Genomic DNA, 26,771 nt, shown 5'->3' with positions numbered 1-26,771 from the left:
CGCCCCGAACCCATAAAAGCTATAGCTCCGCCAAATTAGCGGACGGACACGCTCCCCACGCCGGGCAGCGGCAAGCAGTTCCCGTTGCACGTCATCGACGAGGGCAGCGGGAGACACATCGAGTGTCTCGACTACTGCCGCTACACCGTCGTCCCGGCACACCCGTTCCGAACTCGCCGCGGCAATGCACAGCCACGTTGTGCCGCGGTGACCGCGCGCTCGAGACATGGCGTGCGATCGATAGAACAATTGCTCTGCGGCCGGCCCGTAGCTCGACTCAACTGTGCTCACGCAAACATGATCACCTAGCGGCGCCTCATCCGCGCCAACATCACGTGACGCCGACGGAGGGCAAGAACAGTCGCCGACGACATTCGGAAATCCGCGCCGGGGACAAAACATCACTTGGTGTCAGCTTCTCTCGGGTCCGCCCACCGCCTTGAGGCGCTCCGCGGGGGCGCTTTCGGACGCCAACACCGCCACTGAACATTGCAGAATCACTTCCCGCACAGCCGGTCCCCTACGCCGATTCCTCATTAGTAGCGGGTGCCGTACTCTGCGGCGATTGGACCGATTTCCCCGATTTGGCCTGCATTGCTTGACGTTTCGCGAGCCACTCATCGAGGAACGACGTCCGTTCCGGAGGCTTGCCAGCCGGCGCTCGCTAGTCACCGAGGGGCGCGGCGGCGTTGCGGGGTTATCGGCGATGGGGAGACTCAGATTGGACTTGCCTGCCCGTGCTCGCTCGGTGTGTTTCCGGTGCGGTTCCACCAACCCCCTATTGGTGGACTCCTCCAGTGCTGCGTGGAAGTCTGTCAAGTCCGCAGCGATCCGCGGAGTGGTTCGCGCGTTGTGGTCCACTGACATCGTGTACGGCTCGCCGGAACCCGGCGCCGCCGTCCGCTGAATGATCGCCGTCAGGTCGGGCAACGCCATCAACGTCGATGTATCAATGTTTCCACCCAGCCGCCGATACATCGCTGCGGCATCTTGTGCCGCGCATCGGAAAGAGACCGTAGTCGCAACATTGCCGTCGACTGCGGGTCGCAGATCGTCATCCAGCTGGCCGAGGTACTGGTTGGCCATGATCACCGATAAGCCGAACTTCCGGCCCTCGGACAACATCGCCGTCAACGAACCTGAAATGACGGAATGCACTTCGTCGACGACCACCGTGAACGCCCTCGCTGTGGACCGCCGCAGCGTCGCTTCCCACAACCGATGCAAGTGCAAGTAACCGAGCAGACGCGCTGATTGTTCACCCAAAGACGACTTCGAAAGATCGACGAGGATTATCCGCCCCGAATCCATCGCCTCTGCCATATCGAAGGCATCGGCGCCGCTACCAAGGATTGCTCGCATCGCGGCGGTGGCCGTGAAAGCCTCGAACTTCGAGTTGACCCAGGAGACGAGATCTCCGTACTCGTTTGAACGCCGGTTGACGACATCGTTCTCGAACCATTTCTTCAGACGTTCGTCTCCTGACGCGTTCACTGCAGCTCGCATGAACTTGTCGTCAGCCAATGCCAGAGGCACATCCAATACCGAAGCGTTTCCGCCGTGAACTGCCGCAAGTGCACGCAGCGCCATGCCGAGACGCTCACGGAAACGGGGCCCGACTATTCCAGTATTGGTCCGGTCGAACAAGTACTGAAACATGCCGCACATTGCTTCGATGGCGATCTCACGTCGATCCGGATCCTCCACCGCCATCGGGTTAAGCGGGACGGGCGCTTCGACATCACCGGATCGGATCACCCAGGTGCGCCCGCGTGCCGATTCCGGTAGCTCTGCAATAATTCGATCGATCAAATGTCCGTGTGGATCGAGCACCAACATGCCTTCGCTGCCCGTGGCTATCTCGTTCACAATTCCGGCTAGGAATGTCGACTTACCTGTGCCGGTACGCCCAAATACATGGAGATGCCGCAGCCGCTCGGTCTCGCTCAATCGCAGCGGCCACCGGCTACCGCCCGGCGTGCGGCCGACACCGATCCGGACCGCAGTTTCATCCGAATCCGATAGCGCCGATGGATTCATCGGGATTGGTGCCGCAGCACCGAGTCTCACTCCGGTGACGGGGTCGCTTCCAACTACGGGCACCGGTAGTGCCAATCCCAACTGCTCGCTCCCAACTTCCAATTTGTTCGGGGCTCCACCTGGGTTGGTTGCGATCACGAGGCCCGGTAACAGAGACCTCAACCAAGCCCGCAGTCGCAACGACGGCGACTGCCCATCCGTGACCACCGTCCACGTCGCGATGCATCCGTCGCGTTCGATGCCCTTGCTGGCCCACAATCGAATTCGGACGCCGTGGCCCGGATGAGGACCAACCCAGTCGACAACGGCGGGACGGCCCAGCCACACCGCACGCCGCCGGTCCGACACATCGAGCGGGACCTTCTTAAGGACCGATGAACCGGGTATTTCATAACCCAAGGTGCACTCTTCACGAATAACCTGGATGGGCCACTCCATGCGCTCATTTCCCGTCGCCGCCCCTATGGAGCGCACGTCAGCGATGCCTTCCAATACGGCAGTAACCTCGGCGGCCAAGAGTTCGGTGTCCGAGCCTGCGTCGACCAGGACCAGCGTGCGTACGACACCGTCGTGGTCGGTGTCGACGCGCAATTCCAGTGCAGACCCAGGCAGTTCCGCAACAAGCCGTCCGCGCATCTCGGGGATTTCACGACGAAGCGCATTAGCGCGGGTGTCGCCCAGCCGCCGCAGCCCGGTCATCTCGACTCCGTGCATCACTGTGGGTCTTTCGGGACTGTTTCCGAATTCAGGACGTGACATCGGCGCCTCCAACAGGTGCGATTCGCGCATCGTCGATGTGTCGCGGCATTCTCTCAACCGATTCCCCACGCAGTCCGCGACTGTGTCCGCTCAGATGAACAGCACACCCGGCTATCAGGGCCTCATTCGTTCCGATAACTCAGCCGTGGGGAATCGGTTGGTTCGGCATAACCCGACGGAGCAAGGAACCTCACATGATCACCCTGGACTACGACTTTCTGGCCGAGGTCGGACTCGAAGGCGTGCCGCGAGCGGCCGCGGACAAGTTCCTGCACCAGATCTATAAGTTCCTGCACCAGATCTATTACGAACTGGAGCTCCGCGTGGGCACGCGTCTATCGGACGGACTGACAGACATAGAGCTCAACGAGTTCGAACGGATCATCAACCGCGACGAACAGCTCGTGGTCGAGTGGATCGATGCCAACGCAACTGACTACGCGACGGACCCGATATTCAAACGAATGCATGGCGCGCTAGGGACGGAGGTGCCGCTCTCTCAGGTGCTGATCGAATACACGGCCACCAAATGGCTCGAACTCCACAAGCCCAACTACCGCGACATAGTCGCCGCGATGCTTGACGACTTGAAGGTCGAACTACGCGAGCGTGCCGAGGTCATACGCGAGGTTTTGGAAGACGAAAACGATCTCGATTACTGCGCATCCGATGCTCAATTGCTGTGAACTTCGGCAGGCCGGCTCGTCGGCACAGTTCGGTGCACTTCTCGGTGATGGGAGACGAACATTGGGCATTTCGGATCACGCATGTATAGGCCGCACAATTTGTGCCCGGACCGGACGGTGATCTGTCACCGCAGCGCGTCGATAGCGCTCGGCCGAATGATCCGCTCGTACAGCTCGTCGGCGCGCTCCGCGTATGCGCCAAGGGCGGTGTGACCTTTGTGCATAATCAGCAGCGGCGGCGGCCGCAGAGGAAGGACAGGACCGGCGAGCAGTGCGGCCGCACCACCGAGGTCGTATGGCGCAGCCGCGGATCGCGTGTTGGGACTGGCGGCGTCTGTCGTCGCAGTGCCGACACCGACGAGGGCTCCCATGCTCACCGTTGGATCGGCCGGTCCAACGCCCGCGAAGTGCGTCCCAGAGTTGATCGACGTCTCCACGAGGTCGGCCAGCATCGTCTTGTCGCCGAACTTGTGCACCCAGTCGAACAACGTGACGCGGAACTCTGCGTTCAGTTCCGACCAGGCTATGCGCGAGGCGGCCTGCGCGAACGTGAACCGTTGTGCGTCGATGAAAATTGCCGCTGGTATCGCAATATCGAGCGCGATCTGGTGTTGGGATCGTGCGATTGCGATCGCCGCATCAATAAAGTCAGCCTTCGCTACAAAAAAGGTCGCACCCATAGTCGAATAGCCACTCCTTGCCGATCGCAGCGACGCGTACGCCGAATCCAGCCGGTGTCGCATCAGCTCGGCTACCGCGATGTTCATATCGCACATCGCGACGAAGTCGCGCTGGATTGAGCCCGACGCGATTGCATCGCGCGCTCTCCGCATCATCGGCAGCGCGCGATCCGCGCCGCCCTGCAGGAGGATCGCGCTCGCCAGATTCTGCCGGAGCAATGCGAGGTCCACGGCGAAATCGGTGATGCGCGGAAGTCCGACCTCCGCGGCACGGAGCGCTGCTTCGGCCCCGGCGTAGTCCTTACGCCGAAACAGCATTGCAGCGGAGATACCGGCGGTTGCGGCGACCATCTCGGGTAGTCCCAGCCGTGCGAAGCCCGCGCGCGCGGCACCGATCACCTCGTCGCCCAAATCGAGCCGACCCGATTCACCGATGACCTGACCGAGATGGAAGTCGATCATGGCGACCTCGTACGCGGCACCAAGGTGATCCGACTCGACGCGCGCCTGCTTCAACGCCACCTCGGCCTCGGCAATTCGGCCTTGGAAGTACTTGACGATCCCGATAATATGCAAGCAATTCGCCGCTTTTGCGCCGTACCCGCGTCGCAGGAACGAAGCGCGAGCTGCCATCGCGAGCACGATCGCCCGGTCGTAGCCTCCGATCGCCATCAGAGCCGCTGCCTCGCCCATGTCGCAGTCCCTGGCTAGGTCGCCATCACCTGCTGACTCGGCTCCTGCGCGCGCGGCCCGGAGATGCATAAGTGCGGCAGTTACGTCCTCCCGGTTCACCGCCGCAGTCGCCCATTTGAGTTCGGTCCATGCGTAGCGGTCGAGGGTGCCCACCGCATGGAACTCCGCGCTCGCGCGGGCGAAGGTGTCCTCGACGATATCCTCGCCGAGCGACATGCGACCTGCGGCCTCGACGACATCGCACCACGTCACGTCGGATTGTCGGTCGTTTCGGCGGTAGTACTCGCGCGCGGCCGCGAGCGCGGCGATTGCCTCGTCACGTCGGTTCAATTCGAACAAGCTCATCCCACGGAGAGTGTCCATGTCCGCAGCCAGATCGTGTCGACCGGCGGCAGTGTCGTGTGTTACGGCGTCGCCTAGCGCCTCCACGACCAGGTCCATCCGCCCCGACTTGTCGTGCACGTTCGCGATCCCACGATGGCAATCCGCGATATCGCCATGCCGCTCGAACTCCGTGTAGCCAGCGATGGCTGCGGTGAACGCCGACAGAGCGTCGTCCAGACGCCCATCATCTGCGAGCAGTCCACCGAGCCTCTCGTCGCACTCCGCAACCGCGGAGCGTCCGCCGCAGGCATCGAATCCTGCTCTCGCGCGGCGCATTTCGACCTCCGCGTTTGCATTCTCATTCAGATCCACGGCCGCCAGTCCGAGCATGAATGAGCACTGTGCAACGTCGTCGACTGCGTCGTCGAGGCGTTCGAAGAGCACTCGCGCGGCGCTGAACTCACCACGCACGAGTGCAGCATCCTCCAACTCGACCGCCGCAGTCCCGGCGAGCGCCCGGCTGTCGGCGGCGTCCTGTACGCGGCCGAGCGAGAGATAGGCGTCCGACGCGCGCCTGTAGGCCGTGATTGCTTCGGCAGATTCCTCGATGTCCACAAGGGCTGAGGCAAGGGAATCGTCTGTTTCGGCAGCGTCCGCAACAATGCCTGCCTGCCGGTATCGCGTCGACGCCGTGCGCAGGTACGGAATCGCCTCACGCGGCCGGTCGAGCTTGTTGAGACCGAGACCGGCGCACTCGGCACAGAGGATCGCCAGCTCTGACAACGGGTCGGCGAATAGTGGCACTGCCTCGATGAACGCGTTCACCGATTCCTCGACGGCGTCGAGATTTGCGTGGGCGGCCGCGAGCCAGCGCAGACACACGGCGGCGTCATCGTGCCGACCTGCCGCGATCATGCCGTCAGCTGCGCGACGGAAAGCCTGTGTCGCTTCTGTGAAGTTCTCGACGCCAACGAAGGCCCAGCCGAGCGCATCGTCACAATCGGCGGCGGCCTCGCCCGCGCCGACCCTGTGATACTCGATCGACGCAGCACGCAAATGAGGAAGCGCTTCGCGCGGGCGGTCGAGCTCAAGCAACCCGATACCTGCGGACTCAGCGCATTCGATCGCCACCTCCGACCTCGGATCCGGTAGCAACGCAAGAGCATCCAGGAAAGCGCGAACCGCTTCCTCGACCGCACCGAGCTGCGCATGGGCGGCACCGATCCACCGCAGGCACTCGGCGGACACGTCGTCGCGACCGTCCGCGCGGCATTCCGCTAGCGCCGCCGACAGGAAGCTGAGCGACGCGGCGAACGCTCCATTGTCGAACAAACCTCGTCCGATCGACAACCCGCTCGGCCGACCGTCCGCATTTTCAATCATTTTCGGGCGAAACGTATGTCCATTCTCAGGCCTTGAGTTTGTCGACGCTGGCTTGCACTCCGACTTCCGCAAGCAACTCTGCCGTACGCTGGGCGAACTTCTCGGAATGGAGAATCGCCGCTTTGGGGGGATCGAATCCGAATCCGACAATGGCTGCGCTAGTACCTACGCCATCTTGCCTGTATGTCACATGGATCGACATACCGAGCGCATCGACCAAGTCATAGGCCGGTACTGGATTGGCGCCGTCGTATCGACGAGGATCGGACAGCCCAAGCCGCTCGATCGACCAGCTCTCGCCCATACCGACCATCAATAGGTACTTGAAGCTCCGCCTAGGTTTCTGATAGACCGCCTTGTGTACCGCGGCCGCCACCTGTGCGATCGGCGCAGCCGCCGTCAGGATGGATCCCACCTGCTTGGCCATTTGTTGACTCCAGCGAGTAGTTGTGAGTGGTTTGCACCCTTCGACATATCGGTAGTGCCCCGCGACCGGGCCAGTTGTCGAATTCAGCCCGGCGCACATTCCTAGTTGCATGCGCCCGAACATACTAAAGTCAATGCTCCGACCCGCAGTCATCACGATTCCACAGAAGACGGCTGTTGACTGTCGGTCGTTCGTCGGACAGCCAGCCCTCGCGCAGCTGAATTGCAACCGGGGACTGTGTTTCGGCGCTCCGGGGAATCGGTTCGTCTTCAGCCGGCAGGACCAATACCTGCCCGATCTGAAGGGCGAATCCCATCATGGGCAAGTTCAGTACAGCCATCGCATTGGCGGCAGTCGGAATCGGCGTGGTCACTGGTGTTGGCGAGGCACACGCCGACAGCCGTGTCGTCACTGTCAACACCGGTGCGGGAAAAATCAATGTCCGTGAGGCGCCCACGACCGCCAGCAACATCGTGCGCACGATCCCCAACCGGACACGAATCACCATCTTGTGCCACGTTCGTGGTGCGAATTTCAGCGGTGGCCCCTACCGCGTCACGACCAACATCTGGAATCGGCTCGACAACGGCGGATACGTCACCGATGCCATGCTTGAGACTGGATCAAACAACCCGGTTGTGCCGGTCTGCGGCGATGGCCAAACTTCCGTTTCAGCCACGAGCAGCCGTGCAACCGGCTTGACCCGCGCGAGCAACACCGGCGTGTCCGGCCAATGCACATGGGGCGCGTACGACAAGTGGTTCAATGCCTCCGGTCGCAAGCACTACCCAGCGCTAGCGGGCAATGCGAAGGACTGGGCGGCGTCGGCGCGTGCGGCCCGCTGGACCGTCGTCGACGATGCGCAGGCACGCTCGATCGTCGTGTTCCAGCCCGGCGTACACGGAGCCGACCGACCCGCCGGCCACGTCGCCTGGGTGGATTCCGTTGCCCGCCGGAGTGATGGCCTCTACATCACCACCACGGAGATGAACGCCACCGCAGGCCCCGGCAAATGGTCGACCCGCACGATCAAGGACGTGCCCGGGATGTCATACATCCTGCTTCCCTGAACGAAGCGGGGCGGCGGCACCGCGGCGCCGCCATTCCGGTCGACAGCCCGATCTGGCCTAGTCGACACAACGCATGTCGATTGTTCGATGGACATTCGAAATGCATGTGGCGCAACGATAATCGACTTCGACTGTCGCCCGATCGGATCGGAAGGAAGTGCCATGGGAATCTTCGGAAGAGGCGGTGGGCGTCCGCAGGCGCCGCCGTCGGTTGAAACGGAGCGTGTGACGCTCGACGACCCCGGGCTTGAATACGATCCCAGGCAGCAGCTGTACATCGGTATTCACGACGCTGGACTCAACCTGTTCTTCTACGGCCCTGGCGATATAGCTGCCTGCTTCACCGCCGTGACGCAGGCGTCGCGACTGTTCGATGGCACCCGTCTGCTTGACTCGAGCGGCGCCTATGTCGGTGCCCTTGCCGGCCGCGAGGAACGGTTCTGGACGGCGGTCGACGGCCCCGCTGGCTCTGCGATCGTCGTGCACTGCTTCCAAGGGATGAACGAATTCATGCAACTCGTCGCGAATAGCGAAATGCCCCACGGCACCGTTCCGCCTCCGTGGCAGTTCGACAGCACACTTTCGAGCGGCACCGCCGAAGCGCCGATCGGATTCGCCGACATCTTCCGGACCGCCGACCCTGTACCCCTCTGGTCACTGCCGGGACTCGGTCACCTCCGCCGGTCCGACACACCGCTCCACGTCCCCGGCACCGTGACCCGGGCACTGCGCGCCAACGGCTGGCAGCCGCTGGGAATCGGGATTTTTAGGGCAAAGTTTCCGGTCGCCGACGACGAGGACTTGGTCGTCCTCTTCGGCCCGTACCCCGATTGTTATTCGCTGTCGTGCCTGATTACAAGCAATCCCGACCCCCGGCTCCTCGAAGCGATCCGGAGGGAGGACGTCGCGCCATACAGCGTCAAGGTCACCGATAACGGAATGGTGCAACTGGAGCTCCGGATCGCACGGCAGATGACCTACGAGGAAATCAGCACCATTGGTTGGGAGATCTCGGCGAACGCGTACCGGCTTCAGCAGCTCGGCACGCGCCCTGTTCCCGCACCGGCGAATTCCGATCCGCCAATAGCTGCTGCGACCGGACAGACGTCTGACGGAGTACTAACGCTCAACGACTACATCGCCTCTGCGTCCGACGCGAGATTTGCCGAAATCGTCGAGAAAGCGCGCCGCACCGCCCGCCTTCTCGGCACAGTCGGGGCAGCGCCGCAGGACTGGAGGACCGATGATTGGCGACCGAACGAGCCGGCCGAAATCCGCGGCTGGCTCCTCGCCTCTCATCTCTCCTACGAGTTCGAGGACGGCAGCGGCGACTACGCGCACACGGGAAGCGACGAGACCGTTTGGCTGCTCGCCGAGGACGGGACACTACATGCCGCGCTGCTTGAGAAGCGCACCTATTCGCAGCTCCCGCATCCCGCGCGAACAAATTGGGACTACACGCGTTGGACAACTGGGGTGCTCACCGAAATCCGGTCGGTGACGGCGAAGGACGACGTCATGCGGATGGAACGCGGCGAGGTCCACGAACCCCAGGTCCACGACGGCCGCCGACGCGGCACTCTCGCTCCAAGACTCACCCCCCGAGGTGCGTTCGGCGATGCCGTGCTCGACGTCCTGGCCACGCTTGCGCCCACCGACGCTGCGGCAGCCGAACCTAGCGCAGTGCCGTCAGCGACCCCACGATCGCCATCAACAATTTCGTCATTGACCAAAGGCGCCAACGTCTCACTTTCGAAGCAGGCACCCGGACTTCGATCGGTATCCGTCGGACTTGGCTGGGATGTCCGAACCACGGCAGGCATCGAGTTCGACCTCGACGCGAGCGCGATCGCGACCGGCTCCGACAATCGCGTCCTGTCGGACACGTACTTCGTCTTCTTCAACAACCTACGGTCGCCGGACGGGGCCATCGTCCACACCGGAGATAACCTAACCGGTGCGGGCGATGGGGACGACGAAGTAATCGAAATCGACCTCACGACGATCACGAACGCAGTCAGCAGCATCTTCTTCCCCGTGTCCATCTACGACGCGAATGCGCGTGGTCAGTCGTTCGGCCAGGTGCGCGACGCCTTCATCCGCGTCGTCGACCGGTCGACGGATCGTGAACTCGCGCGCTACGACTTGACCGAAGATGCGTCGACCGAGACCGCGATGGTGTTCGGCGAATTATATCGTCGCGGCGACGAATGGAAGTTCCGTGCGATCGGGCAGGGGTACGCGAACGGGCTCGCCGGAATCGCGAGGGACTACGGCGTGGATGTCGGCTGATGGGCCTGGCCATGACGAAGGGTGGAACCGTGCCGCATCGTCGGAACTGCGCACAGATGGCGGGGCTGAGCCGGCTCGCCCCGTCGATTGGCGTCGCCGACTTCGTGTCCTACATCGACGTTCTTGTCTATCTACGGCCACTTCTCTCGATGACAGCGCGGGATTGCGGAAGCTCGATCCAGGTCGAACATCAGCTCACCGAGCGATAGGTCGCAACCCGTATGACTTCGAGAATCGACGTCTAACCACCGCACGTCCGATGTGCCTGGGTTACCGATCCGAGCAACCGCGTAGGTCCCGGGGTGTTCCCGCTTGTCAGGGGTTTGAGTTCACCTATTCGAGTCCATTTTGATCTAATTTGCCCGTTTGCATGTTCGTCTGTCTCTTGAGTCCGCCGCAGCGTCGGCCGGCCTCTGGCGTGCGGCAGCCTTTGGCTCGGCGCTGGGTTTTCAGATGGTCGGATCTCGGCTGCAGAGCCCTGCGTTCAAACCTGCGACCGGAGTCGGAGCATGTGTGCCCACCCGGAATCGTGAGCTGATTCCGTGCGGGGAAGGGCAGTTTATCGATCGGGCCGCACGGGGTTGCTGCGGCGGGTCGAGCGTGACGGTCGACGCCCAATTGCGGGATGTCGGTCTCACCCCACAGGTCGAGTCGGTGACGTTAGGCGTGCCAGTTCCGAAGGATCGCCGCTGGCAACAAGCCCCGCCTCGCGAAGCGCTCTCTCAGATTCGCGCCGACAATTGTGGATGCACAATCGTCGCCAGTAGGTCGACAACCATAGCCCGCGTGGTTGCAACCGCTACCGATAATCCGGATTGGCGGCCTCGCCTCCACAGCTCTCCCGGTCACCAGCCGTGAGACCGATGCACGCCCGATCCACGCGATCGAGGAGATGGCGTTGCGCAACCCCATTCCTAGCGGGCGACGATCACCCGCCATGTCGCCAAACTTCCTGCGGCAGAGGGATCGTCGCCAGTTTCGAATACCACGGTGAGGCAGATCGTAAAGGATCTCGGACCGGCGATGCTCACACTGGCGCACGACGAGCCGATTGCGTTCGGGGATGGATTCGAATTGCGGAATCACCCAGGAACATGGGGTAGGACTACCCAGTGCAGAGTCGGGTTGGCGCCAAGGCAGTAGACGTTGTCGTGGCCATCGAGGAGCCTGTAGTAGCCACATAGCCGTGGCGTGTACTCGGCAAGATCCTTCGACTGGTCAGTCACGATCCTCGCGAGTTCCGCGTCCGTTTCGTACGGCACCCACGTGCAGTAATACTCATTGTCGTGGTCCCAGTCGTCTTCGAGCTCGTAGAACTGGAAGAAGTACTTGCCTCCGCAGCAGCGGCATCTCAGCACATGGCGCCACAGGCCGACCTCGTGTGCGATGGTCTCCACGAGCTCGAACGCCTCACTCATGGGTCGCAATGCGGCTGGACTCCTCCACAGCACGCACGTCGCGGCGGCCGTCCCGATCTGCGGCGTCGGCGCCCACTTATGCTGTTCATCGACCTCCCACTCACCCGGCAGCGAGGCGTCCAAGGCGCGCAACTTTTCCTCCGGCATCAACATGGCAATGGCGGCCGCACGTTTCCAGTGGTTTCTGATCGCCACGGCGTCCGCTGCGGTGTACGACCGCGACGAGGCCATACCGTGTTCCGCTTCGGTGAATTGCGTGCCCCGCAGAAAGAAGGACCGGCTGCCGTCAGCCCATTCGAGTGCGGGTCCGTCCACGCGGTGCAGCCGACCCCCAATGCGGTGCATCGCGGGCCGTCGCACGAGGTGGACAGCGTCCGGCCCGACACTCACACCCAGTAGTCCGTTGGTGAATGCGGTCAGCATGTTCGCCGCCAGCGCGCGCAAGTCCAGCGCACTCTCGCCTTTGCGCAGCGCAGCGGCCACGTGTGCGAGGTGGCTCGGAACCAGCAACCCCAACTGGTCGCGGCCGATCCTCTCCCTGGAAACCCTGAGGTGTTCGTACGCTACGCCCCACAGTGCGAGATCAGCCGAGGCGTACCCCGTCATGCGCCGCTTGAGTTCGTCGAGCAACGAAACGGTACCGGGACCATCATTCAAATTGCCCGAGTCTGGTTTCAGATCGACGACGATCCTGCCGGGCATCGGAATGTCGAGCGCTTGAAACCATTCGCCTAATGCGGCGAGTACGACTCCCTCGTCCCAATCGTCGAGGGAGTAATGGCGCATCGAGTGCTCCACGCGCCCTACGATTTTGCTCGGGTCGCGTGGACTCGGCCGTCGTTCAGGCATAGTCTCTTCCCCAGGTCCAGGTGGTGTCCGACTCCAAGGCTAATCTTGCCGAGCGGGATCCATGGTGGCCGCAACTACAGGTTGTGATCAGGCGCAGGCACCGACTCACCAATGGCGACCATCATCTCTCCTTCATGGGCGCGTTCGCCGAATTCGAACGCGCGCTCATCTGTGGAGCTGCAGCGGGATCGCCCAAGCCAAAACGCGAGGCCGTCTTCAAAGGCCGGAAGAAATCGCTGACAGCCGCGCAGAGACCTCGGGATCAGCCGCGAAACCTTGTTCCAATGTCTCGGCGCCGATCGCAGCTGCACGAAACGTGCGCGATCGTCCAACTAGGGCCAAGACAGCGGCGTGCTCGGCGACAACAAACCTGTCGGCGAGATCGCGGCCCTAATTACGAATCGTCGTTGCTGAATTGCTTCGCCCGACTACCGCTGTGCGAGAGTCTCAAGGAAGGTCGCCTCGTCCAATTCATTCCAGCGCTGAGCGCGTCCAGCACGGGCACCCAACACCGCCGAATCGATGTCGATGCGATAGCGCCCTGAGGACAACGCGTGTCCGCATACGATCAGACGCGCGGCGTAGGCGGCGGCCGCGCCCGCAATAGTTGCGGCAGTACCGAGTTGCGGCCACGACGGCAGCGTCCGCCCGACTTGCGTCAGCGAATATCGCGTCCGCGGCGTGATGTCGGTGCCGACGATCCCGCCGACGATTCGGATCCGTTCCCCCTGGTCCTCGAGTTGCTCAGGCGTAAGTGCTTCGACGCGGTCCGCACGCCCGTGGAAAAGGGGGTAACTCGCGTCGAGGTCGTACCGCTCGACATCGAGAATCGCGCTATCCCCGTTGTCGGTTGCCATCACGACCGGAATCCTGGCCGCCCGCGCGCGAATCCGGATATCCACCTTCGCGGCTAGGTCATCCATCTCCTCGATGAGAACGGACAGCGGCTCGCCGGCGGTTCCCAGGAAGCCCGAGGCGGATTCGCTCGTGTAACCGGCGTGGAACGGAGTGATCTCGCTATACGGATCAGCTTCGAGAACTCGCCGCTGTGCTATATCGAGCTTAGCAACTCCGATGTCGCACACCGAGCCGACGAGCCGGTTCAGGTTGGTGAAGCCGAGTGTGTCGTGGTCGGCGAGCCGAAATCGCCGTGCGCCAGTGAGCGCGCACACCGACAGTGCCGACGCCCCCACACTCAATCCTGCTATCCCGACGAGTGCGGAGGACCACTTGCGCTGCTCCCCGCCGTCGATCAGGTAACGGTTACGTGCGGTCCGCAGTCTCAGGAACTGCTCGGAGTCCGGAAGCTTCACCACCGCTTGGCGCCATGGGAAAACCGCGAACCGGGGCGTAACAGGGTTGCCCGGCTCGGCTCCATCGATGTTCGGGAACGCGTCAATCGCGGCGAGTTCGCTCTGGGCGAGTTCCCAGGCGTCGACGAGGGTGTAGCCGGAACCCGGCGCCAATACCGCCTCGATCTGTGCGGAATCCGTTGCGGGGTCGAGAATTTCGATCATTGTGGCCGTCCCATCCAGCGGCCGGCAGTCTGCGCCGGCTGTTCGGTTGCCATGTGGCACTGCCTTACCGATTCCCCGGAGTGTCGTTCGAACGGCTGATTCAAGGACATCGGTCACAGCGGCAACCCGCGTTGCGCTAGCGGTACCGGCGCCCAACGACGGTCCGTCGGACGTGTTCCTGGTCGCCGTCGGCATGTGTCGTGGCAGCTCCGTCACCGGGTACCTAAGGCAGTAGTGGATCTCGCCTACTCGTTGGACGGCGCGATGCGCAGTGTCGCAGGCACCTCGACGTCCATCGAAGAAACCAGAAGCGACAGGAGTCCCGGGAACTTCGGTGGGCGTTCTTGCCCTGCTGTTCGTCCTCCGTGCCCTCGCATTCGCATTGGCAGCAATAAAGATTCGCCGATCGCGCTGCGGGCAAGCCCTCACTTAACGCCGAGTTTCGCCCTCGTTCGGGGTGATCGAAACGCGCATCCACCAGTCCTCCCACATCGCGTTCGGACTGCTACCGACGAATGGTTCGATGCGCGTGATCGTTGCGACCCTGGCGCTTCGGGCGGTGCACGCCGTCGCGCAATTTACGGGTGCTCGCGCTGGGCGGCGTCGCGATCGCTAAGTACGGCATACTGGCCGCACAGTCGACTGTCGCGACGAGGTCTAGGTTGACGCGAGAAGGTTAGTCTCGGCGCGGCGCCAAGGTGTGTGTGAGCGACGCCCACACCAACGGCGTCGCAGCCAAGTCGCCGTCGGAACGCCATCGGTCCAATCGGTCGACCTGCCAGGCGGTCAGGTCGGCCAACGGATCATCGAGCTCGTGCGCGGCGTCGACCCGTAACCCGAGTTCGCTTGCAGGCTGTGTGTCGATCCCGACGCTCCGAAAAGCGTTGTCGCTCGGCAAGATCCAACGAGTCGTAGTGACGAGTTCAGCACCCGAGTTGATCATCGCGATCACCAATCCGAAGGTCTCCATCGATCGGTAGTCGGCACCGCCCTCGCAGGCAATGATCGCGACCCGTGACGGCATCGGCCATAGTTCGTGCCCGTCCTGCGGGCCATCGCTACCGAACTTCGTCCAGCTGCCGGGCCCGTCGAGGCGCGTGCCCAACAACAGGTCGAGGGCGGTCAGCGGACGGTGATCGCCGTACTCGACACCAGCTGGGGGCACGCCCCACTGAGTGGTCGTGTCGTCTAGATGTATTGCCGCGGAACCGGGTTGGTCGATCGCAGCGGTGACGTGCCCGAAGTACAGCAACCGCGATCGCGGTTGCTTCAGTGCGACGCTGAGATGGCCGCGGTCGATTTTCGCGTGCAGAGCCCGCGCGGAGTCGCCCAACGAGATCCGGTTCGCGACAAGATGGTCGACGAGTCGTTCGCTCCAGATGAGCCCGTCTGCGTAAGTGAGCACAGCGCGCAGATCCCCGAGCACAGCAGCGGGGAGCACCGGGTCGACGATCAGTACAGCGGGATGCTCCCGGACGTTGGACCAGTCGTCCGGCATCGCGGAACGACCTGCGTGCACCGCAGCCGGCGGGTCGTACGTCACGTCGGCGACCTCGATGAGACGACTCTCCTCGTCGACACACAGCAACTCCCACGGCACTCGCGCCAGGCGTGGGCTCGGGGTGATCCGGAATCCAACCCGCGCCCGTTTCGCCCGGTCGGCGATTTCGCGTCGCAACCGCGCGGGTAGCACGCAATCGGTCAGCGCACACGCCAACGAGTGTTCGCGCACTGGATCCGCAAACGCTCCGGCGACCAACGCCGTGTGCGCGGGATCGGACGCCGACCCGGAACGACGTCCGACCAACGCCGCATCCAGGCCACCGAGAACGTTCGTGAGTTGGGCAGCAAGCAGCACCTCGTAGTCGGGTTTTGCTGGCTCGTCGAGCCAGCGCCATGACAGGTAGGTGTCGCCCGCATCGGCTGCGCGGACCAGAAGGGTCTGCGCCGGGTCCCGGTCTGCGCGTATCACTCGTCGTCCGGATCGGGCGCGATCAACTCGGTGAGCAATAGATGTCCTTGTGCCGCAGCGAAATTACCGAGGTCCTCGACGAATTCCTCGACTGCGTCAAGTCGCGCCCGCAGCAACGCGTTGACGGCTTCCGAGTCAGCATCGGAATCACCGCGCGCCTCGATTTCACGGGTGAGGAGTGTGCTCGCGTTCTGCGCCGCTGTTTGAGCCATCCGCAATTGGGTGGCCCTCGTCCGCATCGCGACGCGTCGCTTGGCATCGTAGGCCGTCGGCGGAAGGGTGAACCCGACCGCCACCGCAGACCTCGCATGGCCCCAGGCGTCCACCATGTGCCGGTCGACCTCGGCCAAGCAACGCCCGACCGGATCGGTCCGCAGCGATTCGATGCGCACCCCGGTCTTGAACAGGCCGGCGTAGAGCTGATCGACGGTCAGACCCATTCCCGGCAGGTTCGCACTGACCGATCCCCCGGTCACCGTCATCGGTGCTGTGGCGACGACTCGCCCGGTCTCCTTGTCGCAGAGATAGGCGAATAGCTGGCGAACCTCTTGCGATACCGCGTCGACGCCAGCCGCCAGCGACGCTGTCACAATGGCGCGGTCTTGGGCCCTGTGGTATTCGATAAGCAACTCCGGCTTGGCCGCGCCTTCCCACGCGATCACCCTCGGCGGGATCGCCTCGATGTCCAGATATGAGGTCGTGACGAAAAGATCTGGGTCGCCCCCCGAGGGCCCGTTGCCCATGTCGGTTGCGGCTCCGACTGCACCGACGACTTCGGCGTTGCGCCAATCCGAGAAGGCCTTCACCAGGTCTGCGTCCGCAATCGGCGACCATTGCTCCAACTGTGCGAGCAGTCCGTCGATATAAGGGCCGTCCAGCCCGCAGGTCTGGGCTGCGGCAAGTGCCGCGACGAGTCGATCGCCGATCGCACTCGAACCGCCTTTCTGCAAACACATCTCGGCGAAGTCGAGTAAGGCGTCTTCGGCATAGGAGAACAGCCGCCAGGCTTCTCCGCGGTTGCCGACCATCTCCGCCGCAACAGCCCGGTCGAGAAGTAGCGCGCCGGCGTTGACTGGGCGCAGCGTCCACCGTGCGACGGCGGTGACAGCGGCGAGGTGCTCGAACGGTTCAGCAAGCACTGGACCGTCCACGATTTGGACAGATTTGCCGTTGCCGCGCAGACTCGTGATCAGTTCGGCCAAAGCCATGTTCGCGACGGCGCGGCCCAGCGGGTCCGGGTCCGCGCCCGCGCCGACAGTCCAACCGAGCACCACGGCGGGACGACTCGAATCGACTCGCACCGTGCAGGAGTCGCCGACGACCACCTCGACCAGCCCGACCGCAGCGACGCGCGCGGACCACCATTCGGCAGCGCCGTCTACATCAACGGTGAGGACTCCGGGGACCGGGACGTGTTCGTGCACTGTCGTCATCGGTCCAGATCCTCGCCGCTGTTGATCATCTTCCGATGATCATCGAGTAGTTTGCGTGTGGCTTGGAGCCGCTTGGCGTAGTCGTCGGTCGCATTGCCTGTCGACGGCCGGCCGGGGTTTGCCTCGTCAGCCGCAATCACAAGAAACGCCTTAACAAGCGTTCCCGCCGAAGCCGTGTCCGCAGATACGGCATGCGTCGGGGGTGGATCGTCGATGCTATGCCACGCCTGATCAACCAGCTCATCGATCGTGTCGGCGGCGTGCATCACTAGCGGGTTGTCGAGGATCTTCAGCGCGAGGTGGCGTTCCCAACTGACGCGGTCGTCGTGATACTCAGGGAATGTCATTAGTTGCGCGTGTGCGCGCGCGAGTTTGTTGTCCAGCGTAGATCGATCCGATCGCGGAGGCTCGGGTACGAATTCCTTCGGAATAGCGGATTTCGCTTCGCGTCGGGCCTCGTCTTTCTCAATCCACTTTAGGTGCGCCCTGACGATGCGTGTCCGGGTCACCCTTTGGCCCAGGATCAGTCGATTTCCAAGCGTTTTCGCCGCACGCTCGTACGCCTCGCCGGTGTCGAGCTGTCGGAGTGCGGGGTCAGCGTCGAACTCGGCAAGTAGCGTCGCGTGCACGAACGCCACCTCGTCCTCGGTGAGCGGGCGTGGCGGATTCTCGATATCGCCGTATCGTGCCGTTATGTTGTCGATGCACTTACGTAGTGATCGTTCGACCTCCGGGTCGTCGAGGTGGAGCAGTTTGTCGAGTAGACACCATCCGAAGCCGCGGATCGCAACAGGCAGATAAGTGTCACGGCGAGAATCGAAGTCGGCGAGAAACGCATCGACGCGGTCCTCGGAATCGATGACCCCACCGATAGCTTCGTCGCGCGCAGGGCCCGCCATGACGGAGCGCACATAAGTCGGTACGCGCCGCTCAGCGCCACGGACTAATTCGTACGCATCGGACGGCAGTGAGTCTGGGCGCGCATCGTGCGCGGCCGCAATGAATTGGACCGTGAACCGGGACAGTGGGTCCACGAAGTCGACGACGAGTCGCGACACTTCGAACCACGCGTCGGCGTCCCTCGATTCTTCGCGGCGCTGCCACGCCAACCGCGCAGCTGTCGGGCCGTACCGCTGACGCACCCACTCTCGCGCGGCGAGCATCCCAGCCCAACCCGGCATCTCGACTTCAACGAGTTCCTTCTTGGGTCGTGGCCGACCGATCTTGTCGTGGATCTTGACGAAGAACTGGCGCCCTGTGATCGTCGAGTCAACGTCTTCGGCCCACCAATTCGGCACCAGCCACGGCGGGCGCTGGTTCACCGGCATCATTCCTCCATATCGTGAACCGCAGCTGGGACCGAACCCCCCTGGCAACAAGATTCTCGCTAGTGAGACAGGCAAACGCGACCCCTAGCCGCAAAACCAATCGAACGACTGACACCGGCCGATCCGTCCACTCGGGACGGATCCGCCGTTCGGACTAGGACTGCGCCCACGACACCTTGACGTCGTACTGGAAGACCTCACTTCCGAACACGTGCAACCGGATCATCGGATTGGCGGCCGCGCCCTTCGTCGCGAGGAGTTCCCGATACTCAGTGCTCGTCCGCGTAAGCGCGGCGATTACTTCCGCGCGCAGGAGCGCTTCGAGTGCCGAATCGCCGCATCGGTTCCGTGCCAACTCGACCTCTAACACCAGCTGCGGTCCGAGTTCCAACGATTCCTCTTTGTGCAACGTGAACTTGCCGCTCACTCTGTCGGCGATGTCGTTCCGTTCCAGCACGGGGCGGATGCTGTCGGGGTACAGATTGATGGCGTAAAAGCTGGTGGCAACGTCCGATCTGCGGCGCAGCGCGATGAACCCGCCATGGTCCGCGGCAGTGCTGATTGCCAGTTCATGCTCTGATTCGCCGAGGATTCTCGCGACGTCCGCTGCCGAGTGCACGCTGCCTTCGTCGTTGATCCTGTATCTGACCAGCGGAATCGCGTTGTCGATCGTGAACAGCAACCGTCCCTTGTCGTCGACCTCGGTGTAGCGCAAGCGCGGGTCGTACTCGACGAAGGTTGGGGCCACCGTGCAGTTCCCGAACAACGCAGTGCCGAGACCTTCATCGTCTCGGGCGGCGCGCCTGATTGCGATCGTGGTCGGCGTCTCGTGACCCATGATGCCTGCGTCAGCCGTGCCGTAGATCAGGCTGGTGTGTTCGGCTCGTCCGCCAGTTCGCCCGAGGACATGGTCGCGCCATGTTTCCGTGATATTTTCACCGGCCATCAATAGCCGCAGGTCATGCCCGAGCACATCGGGTCCGGCAGCGTCGAGGACGTCCTTAAGAAAGGGTGGATATCCGGCAAGGACGATTCGTTCGTAATTGCCGCCCAAATCGGCGATATTGTTGAGGATGGTGTCGACGTTGATTCCCGGCGCGATGACCGACAATCTGTGGCCGCGTCGTGCCAGTTCCAGTCCGGCGCCGAGCGTGTACGTGCCTCCGATCCAATTGCCCATCGCGAAGCCGACAACGAGTAGCGTCGGCGCCTCGTGGCTGGCGAAACTGCTGCGGAAAACACGGTCGTAGAGAACTGCCGCGTGCTCGGCGGCGAGGTCGTTCCGGGGCCAATAGGTGGGTTTCCCCGACGATCCGGAACTTGTGGACCAGATCCCGGCGCGCGTGATATCGCCATTCGGAAACAATGACGCGCGTGGGTACCGCCGGAGGTAATTCTCCTTGGTGACCGGGGGAACGGTCGCGAACTGGCCGGGCGTGCGAATCGTGGCCGGATCGACACCGTGCTCGCCGAGGAACTCCCGATAGGCGGGCACCTGAGCCGCAGCGCTGTGGAAGATTCGCAGCGCGCGAGTGAAGCCGGGAACGACGGCGTCGAGCCGTGAAACCGGTGCGGACATGTGGATTCTCCTTCCGTGCAGGGGGTCTCCCCTTGCACGGACGGCCGATTCCCCGGGCGGCTGCGATCTGCGATGCCGATCCGGTCTCGAACGACGGGTGGATCGGGTGCTTGACAACAAGGCGCTGGTGCGGAAGTCGGTGGAATCCCAGATTCGCGGCGACGACGGGTATGCGAAGAAGTTGTCGCCGCGGACGCCGTCGACGATTCGCACTGTCTCTGCCGCGCGCTCGGCCGCGCAATCGACATATACGAGACCGGTTTGGGTAACACCGTGGGGATTGCCTTAAGGTCCACGGTTGACATGCCAGCGAATCAGTGGGACCGCGGCTCGCTGGCGGCGACCAAGACGTCGGAAGGGCCCCAAAACAAAGACGTCAAAGACGTTCTCGAACGGCTTACCGACGCTGCCAAGCGAACTCGGAGCTGCTTAGCGAGGTTGCTCGAGTTCAGCCGCGAATCGCCCGGGTCGCCCGCCCGTAGGGAGCGAACCCGGGGGCCTGCCGCCGTTGCTTCTATCGGTCGATGTCGAGGACGCCGAACCTCCCGGCCGTAGTAATCTGCGCGGTCGAGGGCACCGACGACCCGAGACTCGCATCGAACCTTGCCCGGGTCTGGGCAGGTCGAGCCCAACACGATTCCCGCCACTTCCGAGGACTTCTACACATGGCGTAGCCGATGCGGTCACTCCACTTCGGCTCCGACGCATTCTGAGCGATGCTGGCGGGGATCCAAGCACCTTCGTTTGGAGGTGTCCTCCAAACAGCCGACTTCGCGCCCTCGATTCCGGTGAAACACTTGTCGGACAGTTGCAAACGTTCATACAACCCCGCGAGGAGCTGCACCGATGGGACTACGCGACAAGTTGGCCACGACGGTCACGCGCGGGGCCGAGTCCATTCGCGGTGCTGCGGAACGTTCGAACATTTCGACCGGCGCACCGCAGGATTGGCTACAGCGAGCGCTAGCTGCGATCCCGCAACCAGCGGCGCCCGTCACACAGCGATGGGAGGCGTCGGTCGGGGCGCTTGTCGCCAGCCAGACCTCGCTTCCCGGCCCAGCGGCGCGCGCGTTGCATTCGCTCGATACCATCGGCGCCGTTGTCGTCAGTCCGACCGAGGTGGGTTTCGACGGCACGACGATCCCGTGGTCGGACGTAGTGGAAGTTCGATTGCACAGCGCAGTCGACCTACTCCCCGACGTAGTGATCGACAAAGAAGTGGATCGGATCCGCCGTCTGTTTCCACCGGTTCCGGGACGCAAGTGGTTGGTGCACAAAACCGTTGACGGATTGTTGACGCTCGCACTCACGGCCTTCAACAGACCTGCAAGCGAAGCTCGCGCGGTTCCCTGCGAGATCGTATATCGCGGATCGCTCGGCCGCACGAAGCAATTGTCTGGCGGCCTCTTCGTCGCCGGTGCGCTCGCCGAGTTGGACGGTGTATCCGAGGCTGTTGTCGCGACGGCACAAGCCCACCGCATCCCGGTGACGCCAGTGCACGGCAACGGATCCGAATCTCGCGCGCAGCATGCGCAACACTTACAGGCTCGCGCAGGCGCACTGCGCGATCGGCTGAGCAAGAAGGCCGAGGGGACAGACGAAGGAAAGTCCTGACGCAGTTCCTGGCCCACGCCCCATTGCGGGACGACGGCCGCCCGAGGCTGACTCGACGCCACCGCCTGTTGTGCTTGAGGCAACCGCCCACCTCGCACCCGCGGATCCAGCCCGCCAGCGTGCAATACGAAAGAATGGTCGCCTGTGAACGACGCCGACTTCAAGCGCGGTCGGGTGCCAACAATCTAGCGAATCTCCGACGAGGGCAGGAACTAAAAGCACAGTCACGGACGTCGTCCGTCAAGAACGCGGTGACGTAGACGGGCAGTTCCAAAGAGCCACCGCTCCATGCAGTTTCTGCGCCACCCTTGTTGTGGGCATTGATGAACTCGGCCGCAGACTGCGGTAGTCCAGCCACAACTACACCAATTGCCGTCTGGGCAACCTCGTCATCGGCAATAGCCCGCGGTCGGTCAATCGACACCGGACCCGCCTTCGACTGCGGAATCGTCCGGTAGAACTTGTCCACAAGATTTCGGTAGGCCTCTAACACATCGGTCGCGGCAGGCATAATCAATCGACGCCGCGCGACCATGGGAAGCAGGCCGCCGGCGAGCAATCGCCCGGTGCAGACGCGGACATCGAATTCGGTCACCACATCGGCGGCACCCCGTCACATCTGGCTCAACCGCGCAACTTTTGCCGATTCGAACAGCGTCGATCAGCCCCGCGACCACAGCCCCGGGCAGGCAGTTGACCCTGCAAGGTACGACAGCGTTGCCGCTCTGCGAGAATCGCGACCCGCCGGTCTTGCATGAATGGGGCGCTGCGCGACGACGATTCCGGGATCCGATTCACGATCGGGAACGTCACCTCCTCTTCCGACAAGTGTGGTCAAAGGCTGAGGTGGTCTGGCGCGCTCGGGTAGCGGGTCTATGTCGCGGGTTGGCTCGGATCGGTGTCCATCGGGTTTCTGACAGACGCGTGCAGTCCTGCGGGGAATCGGTGCGTTCACGAACGCACTGACCCCGGAGGAATAAGCGTGATTGAACAGCTCGAAAACCCGAATACCGAAGGACCCTGCGAACACTGCCCATTCGCTGGCCGCGTCCCCGCGCCAGTCCCGTTGTCGACCAGGGAGAAAGAGGTGTTGCGAACTTGGCTGTTCGCGGATACTAAGACCCAGGCTGCCGGGCAGCTATTCATCACAATGGGAACCGTCAACACTCATATCTCTAGGATTCGCACCAAGTACGCCGAAGCTGGGCGGTCCGCCTCGACCAAGTCCGCGTTGCTGGCCCGGGCGCTACAGGATGGGATCGTATTCCTGATCGAGCTGTGACTCACCTGGCCGGTCAAGGGCAGAACGCGGCCGGATCGTGATATCACGGGCATTGCCCTGGTCATGACCTACTGTTTGACGTACGCGGTCGCGTGCAGTCACCCAACGGGTTCTCCCGGCGTTGCCGGTCTGCATCTGTTGGACATTCGAGCGACGAGCGGGAAAGATTTCGACCTCGATGCCAGTGCGATCGCGAGCGGTGCAGGACGAAACATGCAGTCCAACAACAGTTTTGGGTTCTCCACAATCTACAGGCACCGGACCACGAGATCGTCCAGACGTGCCAACCTCACCGGCGACGTAGACGGCGATGACGATGAGATCGAACGCATCCTTAACAACGTCGGTCGCGAGGTGCCAACGGTGTTCACTGTCTCGGTTTTTACCGAGCCCACAACCACACGCGGACATTCTGACGAGTCCGGAAATCGTACATCCGGGTGGTTGACCGAGCGACTTGCACAGCGCAGTCGACCCGATCGGCGACGCGTGCTCCGAAACCGTGATTTCGGCGAGCAATCCCGCGCGACCGGAGTGAAAATTCAGGCCACGGATACCCATCCGGACTCACCGGTATCTCTCGCACCACGGCGTTGACTTGGCGGAAGTCCCTGTTCCCCTCAGGATGGTTTGTGCGGAATTCACGGATTCCAATGCAGTCGGTGCGCTTACCTGACGTCGAAATCACCGGACCGCACACGGAGGACAACCGACGCAGGAACGTGGACGCTGAGGAAAGCCGCTATTTTGTCGCTAATTGCGATACCCACCGCTCCTTTCGTACTCAAGAAGGCGGAAAGAAGGCGATGATCGAAATCCGGCCTCGCGACAATGCGTTTCGTTTCTTCCCAGCTCACGTCGCCACGATCAATTGTGAGTTCATACAACTTATCCCGCGACGCGGCAAACACCGTGGCCAGCACCCTGTCTCGATCGACACTGCCGACTGGCCGGCCAGATCGAGCAAGAATTTCATCCCGGACGTCGGAGCATTCAGGGATCGACCAGAGCATATACTGCGCCCAGCGCGGATCCGATTCGACATTTTCAGCTGCCCGAATCAATCCCAATTCTGAGCGCGCAGCCGAATCTGGGCTCCCCTCAACCTTACCCGTCACCTCCGACCCCCTTCGCGAATTCCCGCATTACCGACAACGCGTGTGCACAGACGAATGCGGCCGTGTTTTATCGGCCAAGCCCCTGCCTGTGCGCGGCAACCTGCTTCCTCGGCCACCCCGTTGACGTTCGCGGCACCACGACGGTCGGCGCCAGCTACATATTGGACAGTTGTACAGTCGATTGCGTGGTCGCACTTCATCTGACAACTGGAACCCGTCGGCGCGCGGGCACAAGCTATAAGTGCGCTGGCGAGGAGCCTGGATTTGTGCTGCATCAACCGATCTTCGAGGTCGCGGTCGCGAAAATCGCGATTAGCTCGCTCATCGACGCAGTCCACGATGCCTCGTTGCGACCAGACTCTCGGCCTGTCAAGAAAAACTGACCGTTCGACAACGTAACGGCCATCGACATCCCGCTCATCGCTGACGCGGAAATCGATGAGGCGTCGGGACGCCACGAGGTGCGAGGACATCCTATCGCCGGAATTGCCGTATTCGTGCAAGGCGATGTTGCCGTCGATGTGCTCTTCGAAGTCCGCCAGACGGTAGCGACCGCATCCTTCACAGGTTTGCACAACACAATCGGCCCCTCAGTTGACCACGAATCCTCGTTTGGAGAATTCCTTGCCTCTACGACCGTCGCCGCCTTGGCTGCCGAGGGCATCGATAGCCGATTCCGGCAGCGGGACGGCGGACAGCCGTCATAGGTCTTTGACATCGATTAGTCCGTCCTGCAGCGCTCGAGCCACCAACGCTGCCTTGGTCGGGGCGGCCCTTCCAACGCATTCGTACTTCTGACGAACACGAGCCAGGTGCGTGTTCACTGTTCCGAGCGAAATGTATAGCCCCTTACCGACATTCGCCTTCGTATCGCAGCTGAACCAAGCCAGCAAGACCTCGATCTCGCGATCACTCAATGTGGGCTTCGAATACGGGTGCGGCCCGTCCGCCTCGGACGGGTTGTTCGCGGATACAGTAGTGCTCATGCAACGATCCTTCGCTGTTTGGTGCACCTCGCTTGTACCTCGCAAGGCGTGGCAATCCCTTCCCGAATACAATGAAAGCGGAGGTTCTGCGGAAGGTCACTATTGCGCCTTGGAATCGTCCGTCTCAGGTGAGACCAAACGCTCTCACTATGCTGTGGGCGCCCGCGAGATGGGTCTAAGGCCGCCGCGAGGCGCAAATTATCTATCGAATCATGCGAAGTGACGACGGCTGTCGACGACACGACGGCCGGTGGGTTGATCGCTAACGACTCGCGGAACGTGAGGTTGGGTCTGCGTACCAATGCGCGTCCATCGCTCGGCGACGCGCCAACTTCCACGGCGATACCTTCGAATCGACCCGCCATCCGCCCAGTCGAGGATGCTAGATCACGACGCAAGTCGTGCACGACGGGCCGAGTTCGCAACACAATGCCTTAGCTCCGCGCGACCAAACCTGGCCTAACGGAGAAAGATTGGGCAACCACCCGCCCGAATGTCAATCGATTAGATGACACGCGCGGTGCCATGAGACTGAAATACTTGCTCGACTCCCGCCGAGGAAGGGCATTTTGACATGCACAACGACATCGCCTTAGAGGGCGCCTAGACTCTTACCTTCTATCTAATATTCGATGTCTCCGGGGTCGATGTCAGGCGGTATGCCAGCGGTAAACCAGGCTCTCCACTAACTCAAAGACGAGGTCCAACGCAGTCCGTTGCTCACTGACATCGCCCGCATCTCGATAATCTCATTTGGTAGTGATGGCCGCGTCGAACTGCCCCTGTCGAACTTCGCGAAGGAGGGGCGGGTCGGCGGCGCTGGTTTGTCGATGCATTTTTTGGGAACAACTCGCCGCACTCGAACGAATCAACCGAAATACGAATTCCTCTGCATTGGTCCGCACGACGCACAGGCTCGTAACGCTGGAAGCAAGACAGTTCGGAAAGAATTTGTCCCCGAGGACCTCGGATCCTGGCGCTTTCGCGCAGAACCGATCAATCCCGATCGTTGGCGCGAGCAGGGCCCCATGTACGGCTACGACGCTCGACAACCGCAGTTTACGCTTGGTCGCTGAAACAATGGTCAGCGGCATTACCCACGAAATCGCGACCGGTTTGCCTACCGCGTCGCGCCCTCGCGAACATTTCGAGCACCTGTTTCTTTAAGGTGATCTCCGGGGCAATGGAGGCGGGAACTGTACCTATTTGGCACGCGGGCGAAACACTGACTACTCCGAGGTGAACATCAAGTCCCTACTGTCGTCTGCCATGAGCATGGGACCACTGTGAGCTGATTTCTGCCAGGTGCATGGGACCACCT

At 62.4% G+C, this 26,771-nt stretch carries 20 protein-coding genes; 8 read left to right on the top strand and 12 right to left on the bottom strand.

Going from position 1 to position 26,771, the window contains the following annotated elements:
• Positions 1 to 411 precede the first annotated feature (411 nt).
• Complete coding sequence (locus ACHIRB_RS20205; RefSeq protein ID WP_395123637.1) at positions 412 to 2,739, bottom strand: type IV secretory system conjugative DNA transfer family protein; 2,328 nt, start codon at positions 2,737 to 2,739, stop codon at positions 412 to 414.
• A gap of 254 nt (positions 2,740 to 2,993) precedes the next feature.
• On the opposite strand from ACHIRB_RS20205, the gene ACHIRB_RS20200 reads away from it, so the two are divergent.
• Positions 2,994 to 3,485 carry a DUF5663 domain-containing protein gene (locus tag ACHIRB_RS20200; protein WP_395123636.1) on the top strand — a complete coding sequence of 164 codons (492 nt, stop codon included), beginning with the start codon at positions 2,994 to 2,996 and terminating at the stop codon, positions 3,483 to 3,485.
• A 125-nt stretch (positions 3,486 to 3,610) separates the two neighbouring features.
• Here the strand turns inward: ACHIRB_RS20200 and ACHIRB_RS20195 are convergent, their stop codons facing one another.
• Complete coding sequence (locus ACHIRB_RS20195; protein ID WP_395123635.1) at positions 3,611 to 6,565, bottom strand: ATP-binding protein; 2,955 nt, start codon at positions 6,563 to 6,565, stop codon at positions 3,611 to 3,613.
• A 25-nt stretch (positions 6,566 to 6,590) separates the two neighbouring features.
• Entirely contained in the window at positions 6,591 to 6,992 is a 402-nt protein-coding gene (locus ACHIRB_RS20190) for a hypothetical protein (protein ID WP_395123634.1), read from the bottom strand.
• Positions 6,993 to 7,309: 317 nt separating this feature from the next.
• Between ACHIRB_RS20190 and ACHIRB_RS20185 the strand changes: the two genes are divergently transcribed.
• The 3 genes from ACHIRB_RS20185 to ACHIRB_RS20175 all read left to right on the top strand — a co-directional run bounded on the left by ACHIRB_RS20185 (position 7,310) and on the right by ACHIRB_RS20175 (position 10,563).
• On the top strand, positions 7,310 to 8,062 hold the full coding sequence (locus tag ACHIRB_RS20185) for a CHAP domain-containing protein (protein ID WP_395123633.1): 753 nt from the start codon (positions 7,310 to 7,312) through the stop codon (positions 8,060 to 8,062).
• A 1,716-nt stretch (positions 8,063 to 9,778) separates the two neighbouring features.
• Positions 9,779 to 10,354: a TerD family protein gene (locus tag ACHIRB_RS20180; protein ID WP_395123649.1), complete on the top strand. Its 576-nt coding sequence runs from the start codon at positions 9,779 to 9,781 to the stop codon at positions 10,352 to 10,354.
• Positions 10,355 to 10,365: 11 nt separating this feature from the next.
• Positions 10,366 to 10,563 (top strand): hypothetical protein, encoded by a 198-nt coding sequence (locus ACHIRB_RS20175; protein WP_395127760.1) that lies wholly within the window; start codon positions 10,366 to 10,368, stop codon positions 10,561 to 10,563.
• Positions 10,564 to 11,436: 873 nt separating this feature from the next.
• On the opposite strand, the gene ACHIRB_RS20170 is transcribed toward ACHIRB_RS20175, so the two are convergent.
• From ACHIRB_RS20170 to ACHIRB_RS20145, 6 genes are all read right to left on the bottom strand, one after another.
• Entirely contained in the window at positions 11,437 to 12,558 is a 1,122-nt protein-coding gene (locus ACHIRB_RS20170; RefSeq protein ID WP_395123631.1) for a hypothetical protein, read from the bottom strand.
• A gap of 491 nt (positions 12,559 to 13,049) precedes the next feature.
• Positions 13,050 to 14,138, bottom strand: coding sequence for a ThiF family adenylyltransferase (locus ACHIRB_RS20165; RefSeq protein ID WP_395123630.1), 1,089 nt, complete (start codon positions 14,136 to 14,138; stop codon positions 13,050 to 13,052).
• A gap of 676 nt (positions 14,139 to 14,814) precedes the next feature.
• Complete coding sequence (locus ACHIRB_RS20160; RefSeq protein WP_395123629.1) at positions 14,815 to 16,110, bottom strand: hypothetical protein; 1,296 nt, start codon at positions 16,108 to 16,110, stop codon at positions 14,815 to 14,817.
• Complete coding sequence (locus ACHIRB_RS20155; RefSeq protein WP_395123628.1) at positions 16,107 to 17,543, bottom strand: hypothetical protein; 1,437 nt, start codon at positions 17,541 to 17,543, stop codon at positions 16,107 to 16,109. Before ACHIRB_RS20155 ends, ACHIRB_RS20160 begins: the two co-directional genes overlap by 4 nt.
• A complete protein-coding gene (locus tag ACHIRB_RS20150; protein WP_395127758.1) occupies positions 17,540 to 18,865 on the bottom strand; it encodes a hypothetical protein in 1,326 nt (441 codons plus the stop codon). The genes ACHIRB_RS20155 and ACHIRB_RS20150 overlap by 4 nt, the downstream gene beginning before the upstream one ends.
• Positions 18,866 to 19,025: 160 nt before the next feature.
• Entirely contained in the window at positions 19,026 to 20,450 is a 1,425-nt protein-coding gene (locus tag ACHIRB_RS20145) for a phenylacetate--CoA ligase family protein (RefSeq protein WP_395123626.1), read from the bottom strand.
• 846 nt (positions 20,451 to 21,296) lie between these two features.
• Here ACHIRB_RS20145 and ACHIRB_RS20140 point away from each other — a divergent pair.
• Complete coding sequence (locus tag ACHIRB_RS20140; RefSeq protein ID WP_395123625.1) at positions 21,297 to 22,064, top strand: hypothetical protein; 768 nt, start codon at positions 21,297 to 21,299, stop codon at positions 22,062 to 22,064.
• A gap of 160 nt (positions 22,065 to 22,224) precedes the next feature.
• Here ACHIRB_RS20140 and ACHIRB_RS20135 read toward each other — a convergent pair whose 3' ends face one another.
• On the bottom strand, positions 22,225 to 22,659 hold the full coding sequence (locus ACHIRB_RS20135) for a hypothetical protein (RefSeq protein WP_395123624.1): 435 nt from the start codon (positions 22,657 to 22,659) through the stop codon (positions 22,225 to 22,227).
• Between the two features lie 387 nt (positions 22,660 to 23,046).
• On the opposite strand from ACHIRB_RS20135, the gene ACHIRB_RS20130 reads away from it, so the two are divergent.
• Positions 23,047 to 23,346, top strand: coding sequence for a LuxR C-terminal-related transcriptional regulator (locus ACHIRB_RS20130; RefSeq protein ID WP_395123623.1), 300 nt, complete (start codon positions 23,047 to 23,049; stop codon positions 23,344 to 23,346).
• A gap of 63 nt (positions 23,347 to 23,409) precedes the next feature.
• Positions 23,410 to 23,943 carry a TerD family protein gene (locus ACHIRB_RS20125; protein ID WP_395123622.1) on the top strand — a complete coding sequence of 178 codons (534 nt, stop codon included), beginning with the start codon at positions 23,410 to 23,412 and terminating at the stop codon, positions 23,941 to 23,943.
• Positions 23,944 to 24,014: 71 nt separating this feature from the next.
• Here the strand turns inward: ACHIRB_RS20125 and ACHIRB_RS20120 are convergent, their stop codons facing one another.
• Together ACHIRB_RS20120 and ACHIRB_RS20115 are read right to left on the bottom strand one after the other, a co-directional pair.
• Positions 24,015 to 24,464: a hypothetical protein gene (locus tag ACHIRB_RS20120; protein WP_395123621.1), complete on the bottom strand. Its 450-nt coding sequence runs from the start codon at positions 24,462 to 24,464 to the stop codon at positions 24,015 to 24,017.
• 701 nt (positions 24,465 to 25,165) lie between these two features.
• Positions 25,166 to 25,450 carry a helix-turn-helix transcriptional regulator gene (locus ACHIRB_RS20115; protein WP_395123620.1) on the bottom strand — a complete coding sequence of 95 codons (285 nt, stop codon included), beginning with the start codon at positions 25,448 to 25,450 and terminating at the stop codon, positions 25,166 to 25,168.
• 716 nt (positions 25,451 to 26,166) lie between these two features.
• Between ACHIRB_RS20115 and ACHIRB_RS20110 the strand changes: the two genes are divergently transcribed.
• Positions 26,167 to 26,526, top strand: a complete 360-nt coding sequence (locus tag ACHIRB_RS20110) for a hypothetical protein (protein ID WP_395123619.1) — start codon at positions 26,167 to 26,169, stop codon at positions 26,524 to 26,526.
• Positions 26,527 to 26,771 lie beyond the last annotated feature (245 nt).

It is taken from the genome of Antrihabitans spumae, from assembly GCF_043944905.1.
Classification (GTDB): domain Bacteria; phylum Actinomycetota; class Actinomycetes; order Mycobacteriales; family Mycobacteriaceae; genus Antrihabitans; species Antrihabitans spumae.
This window is presented reverse-complemented; position numbering and strand designations above follow the sequence as displayed.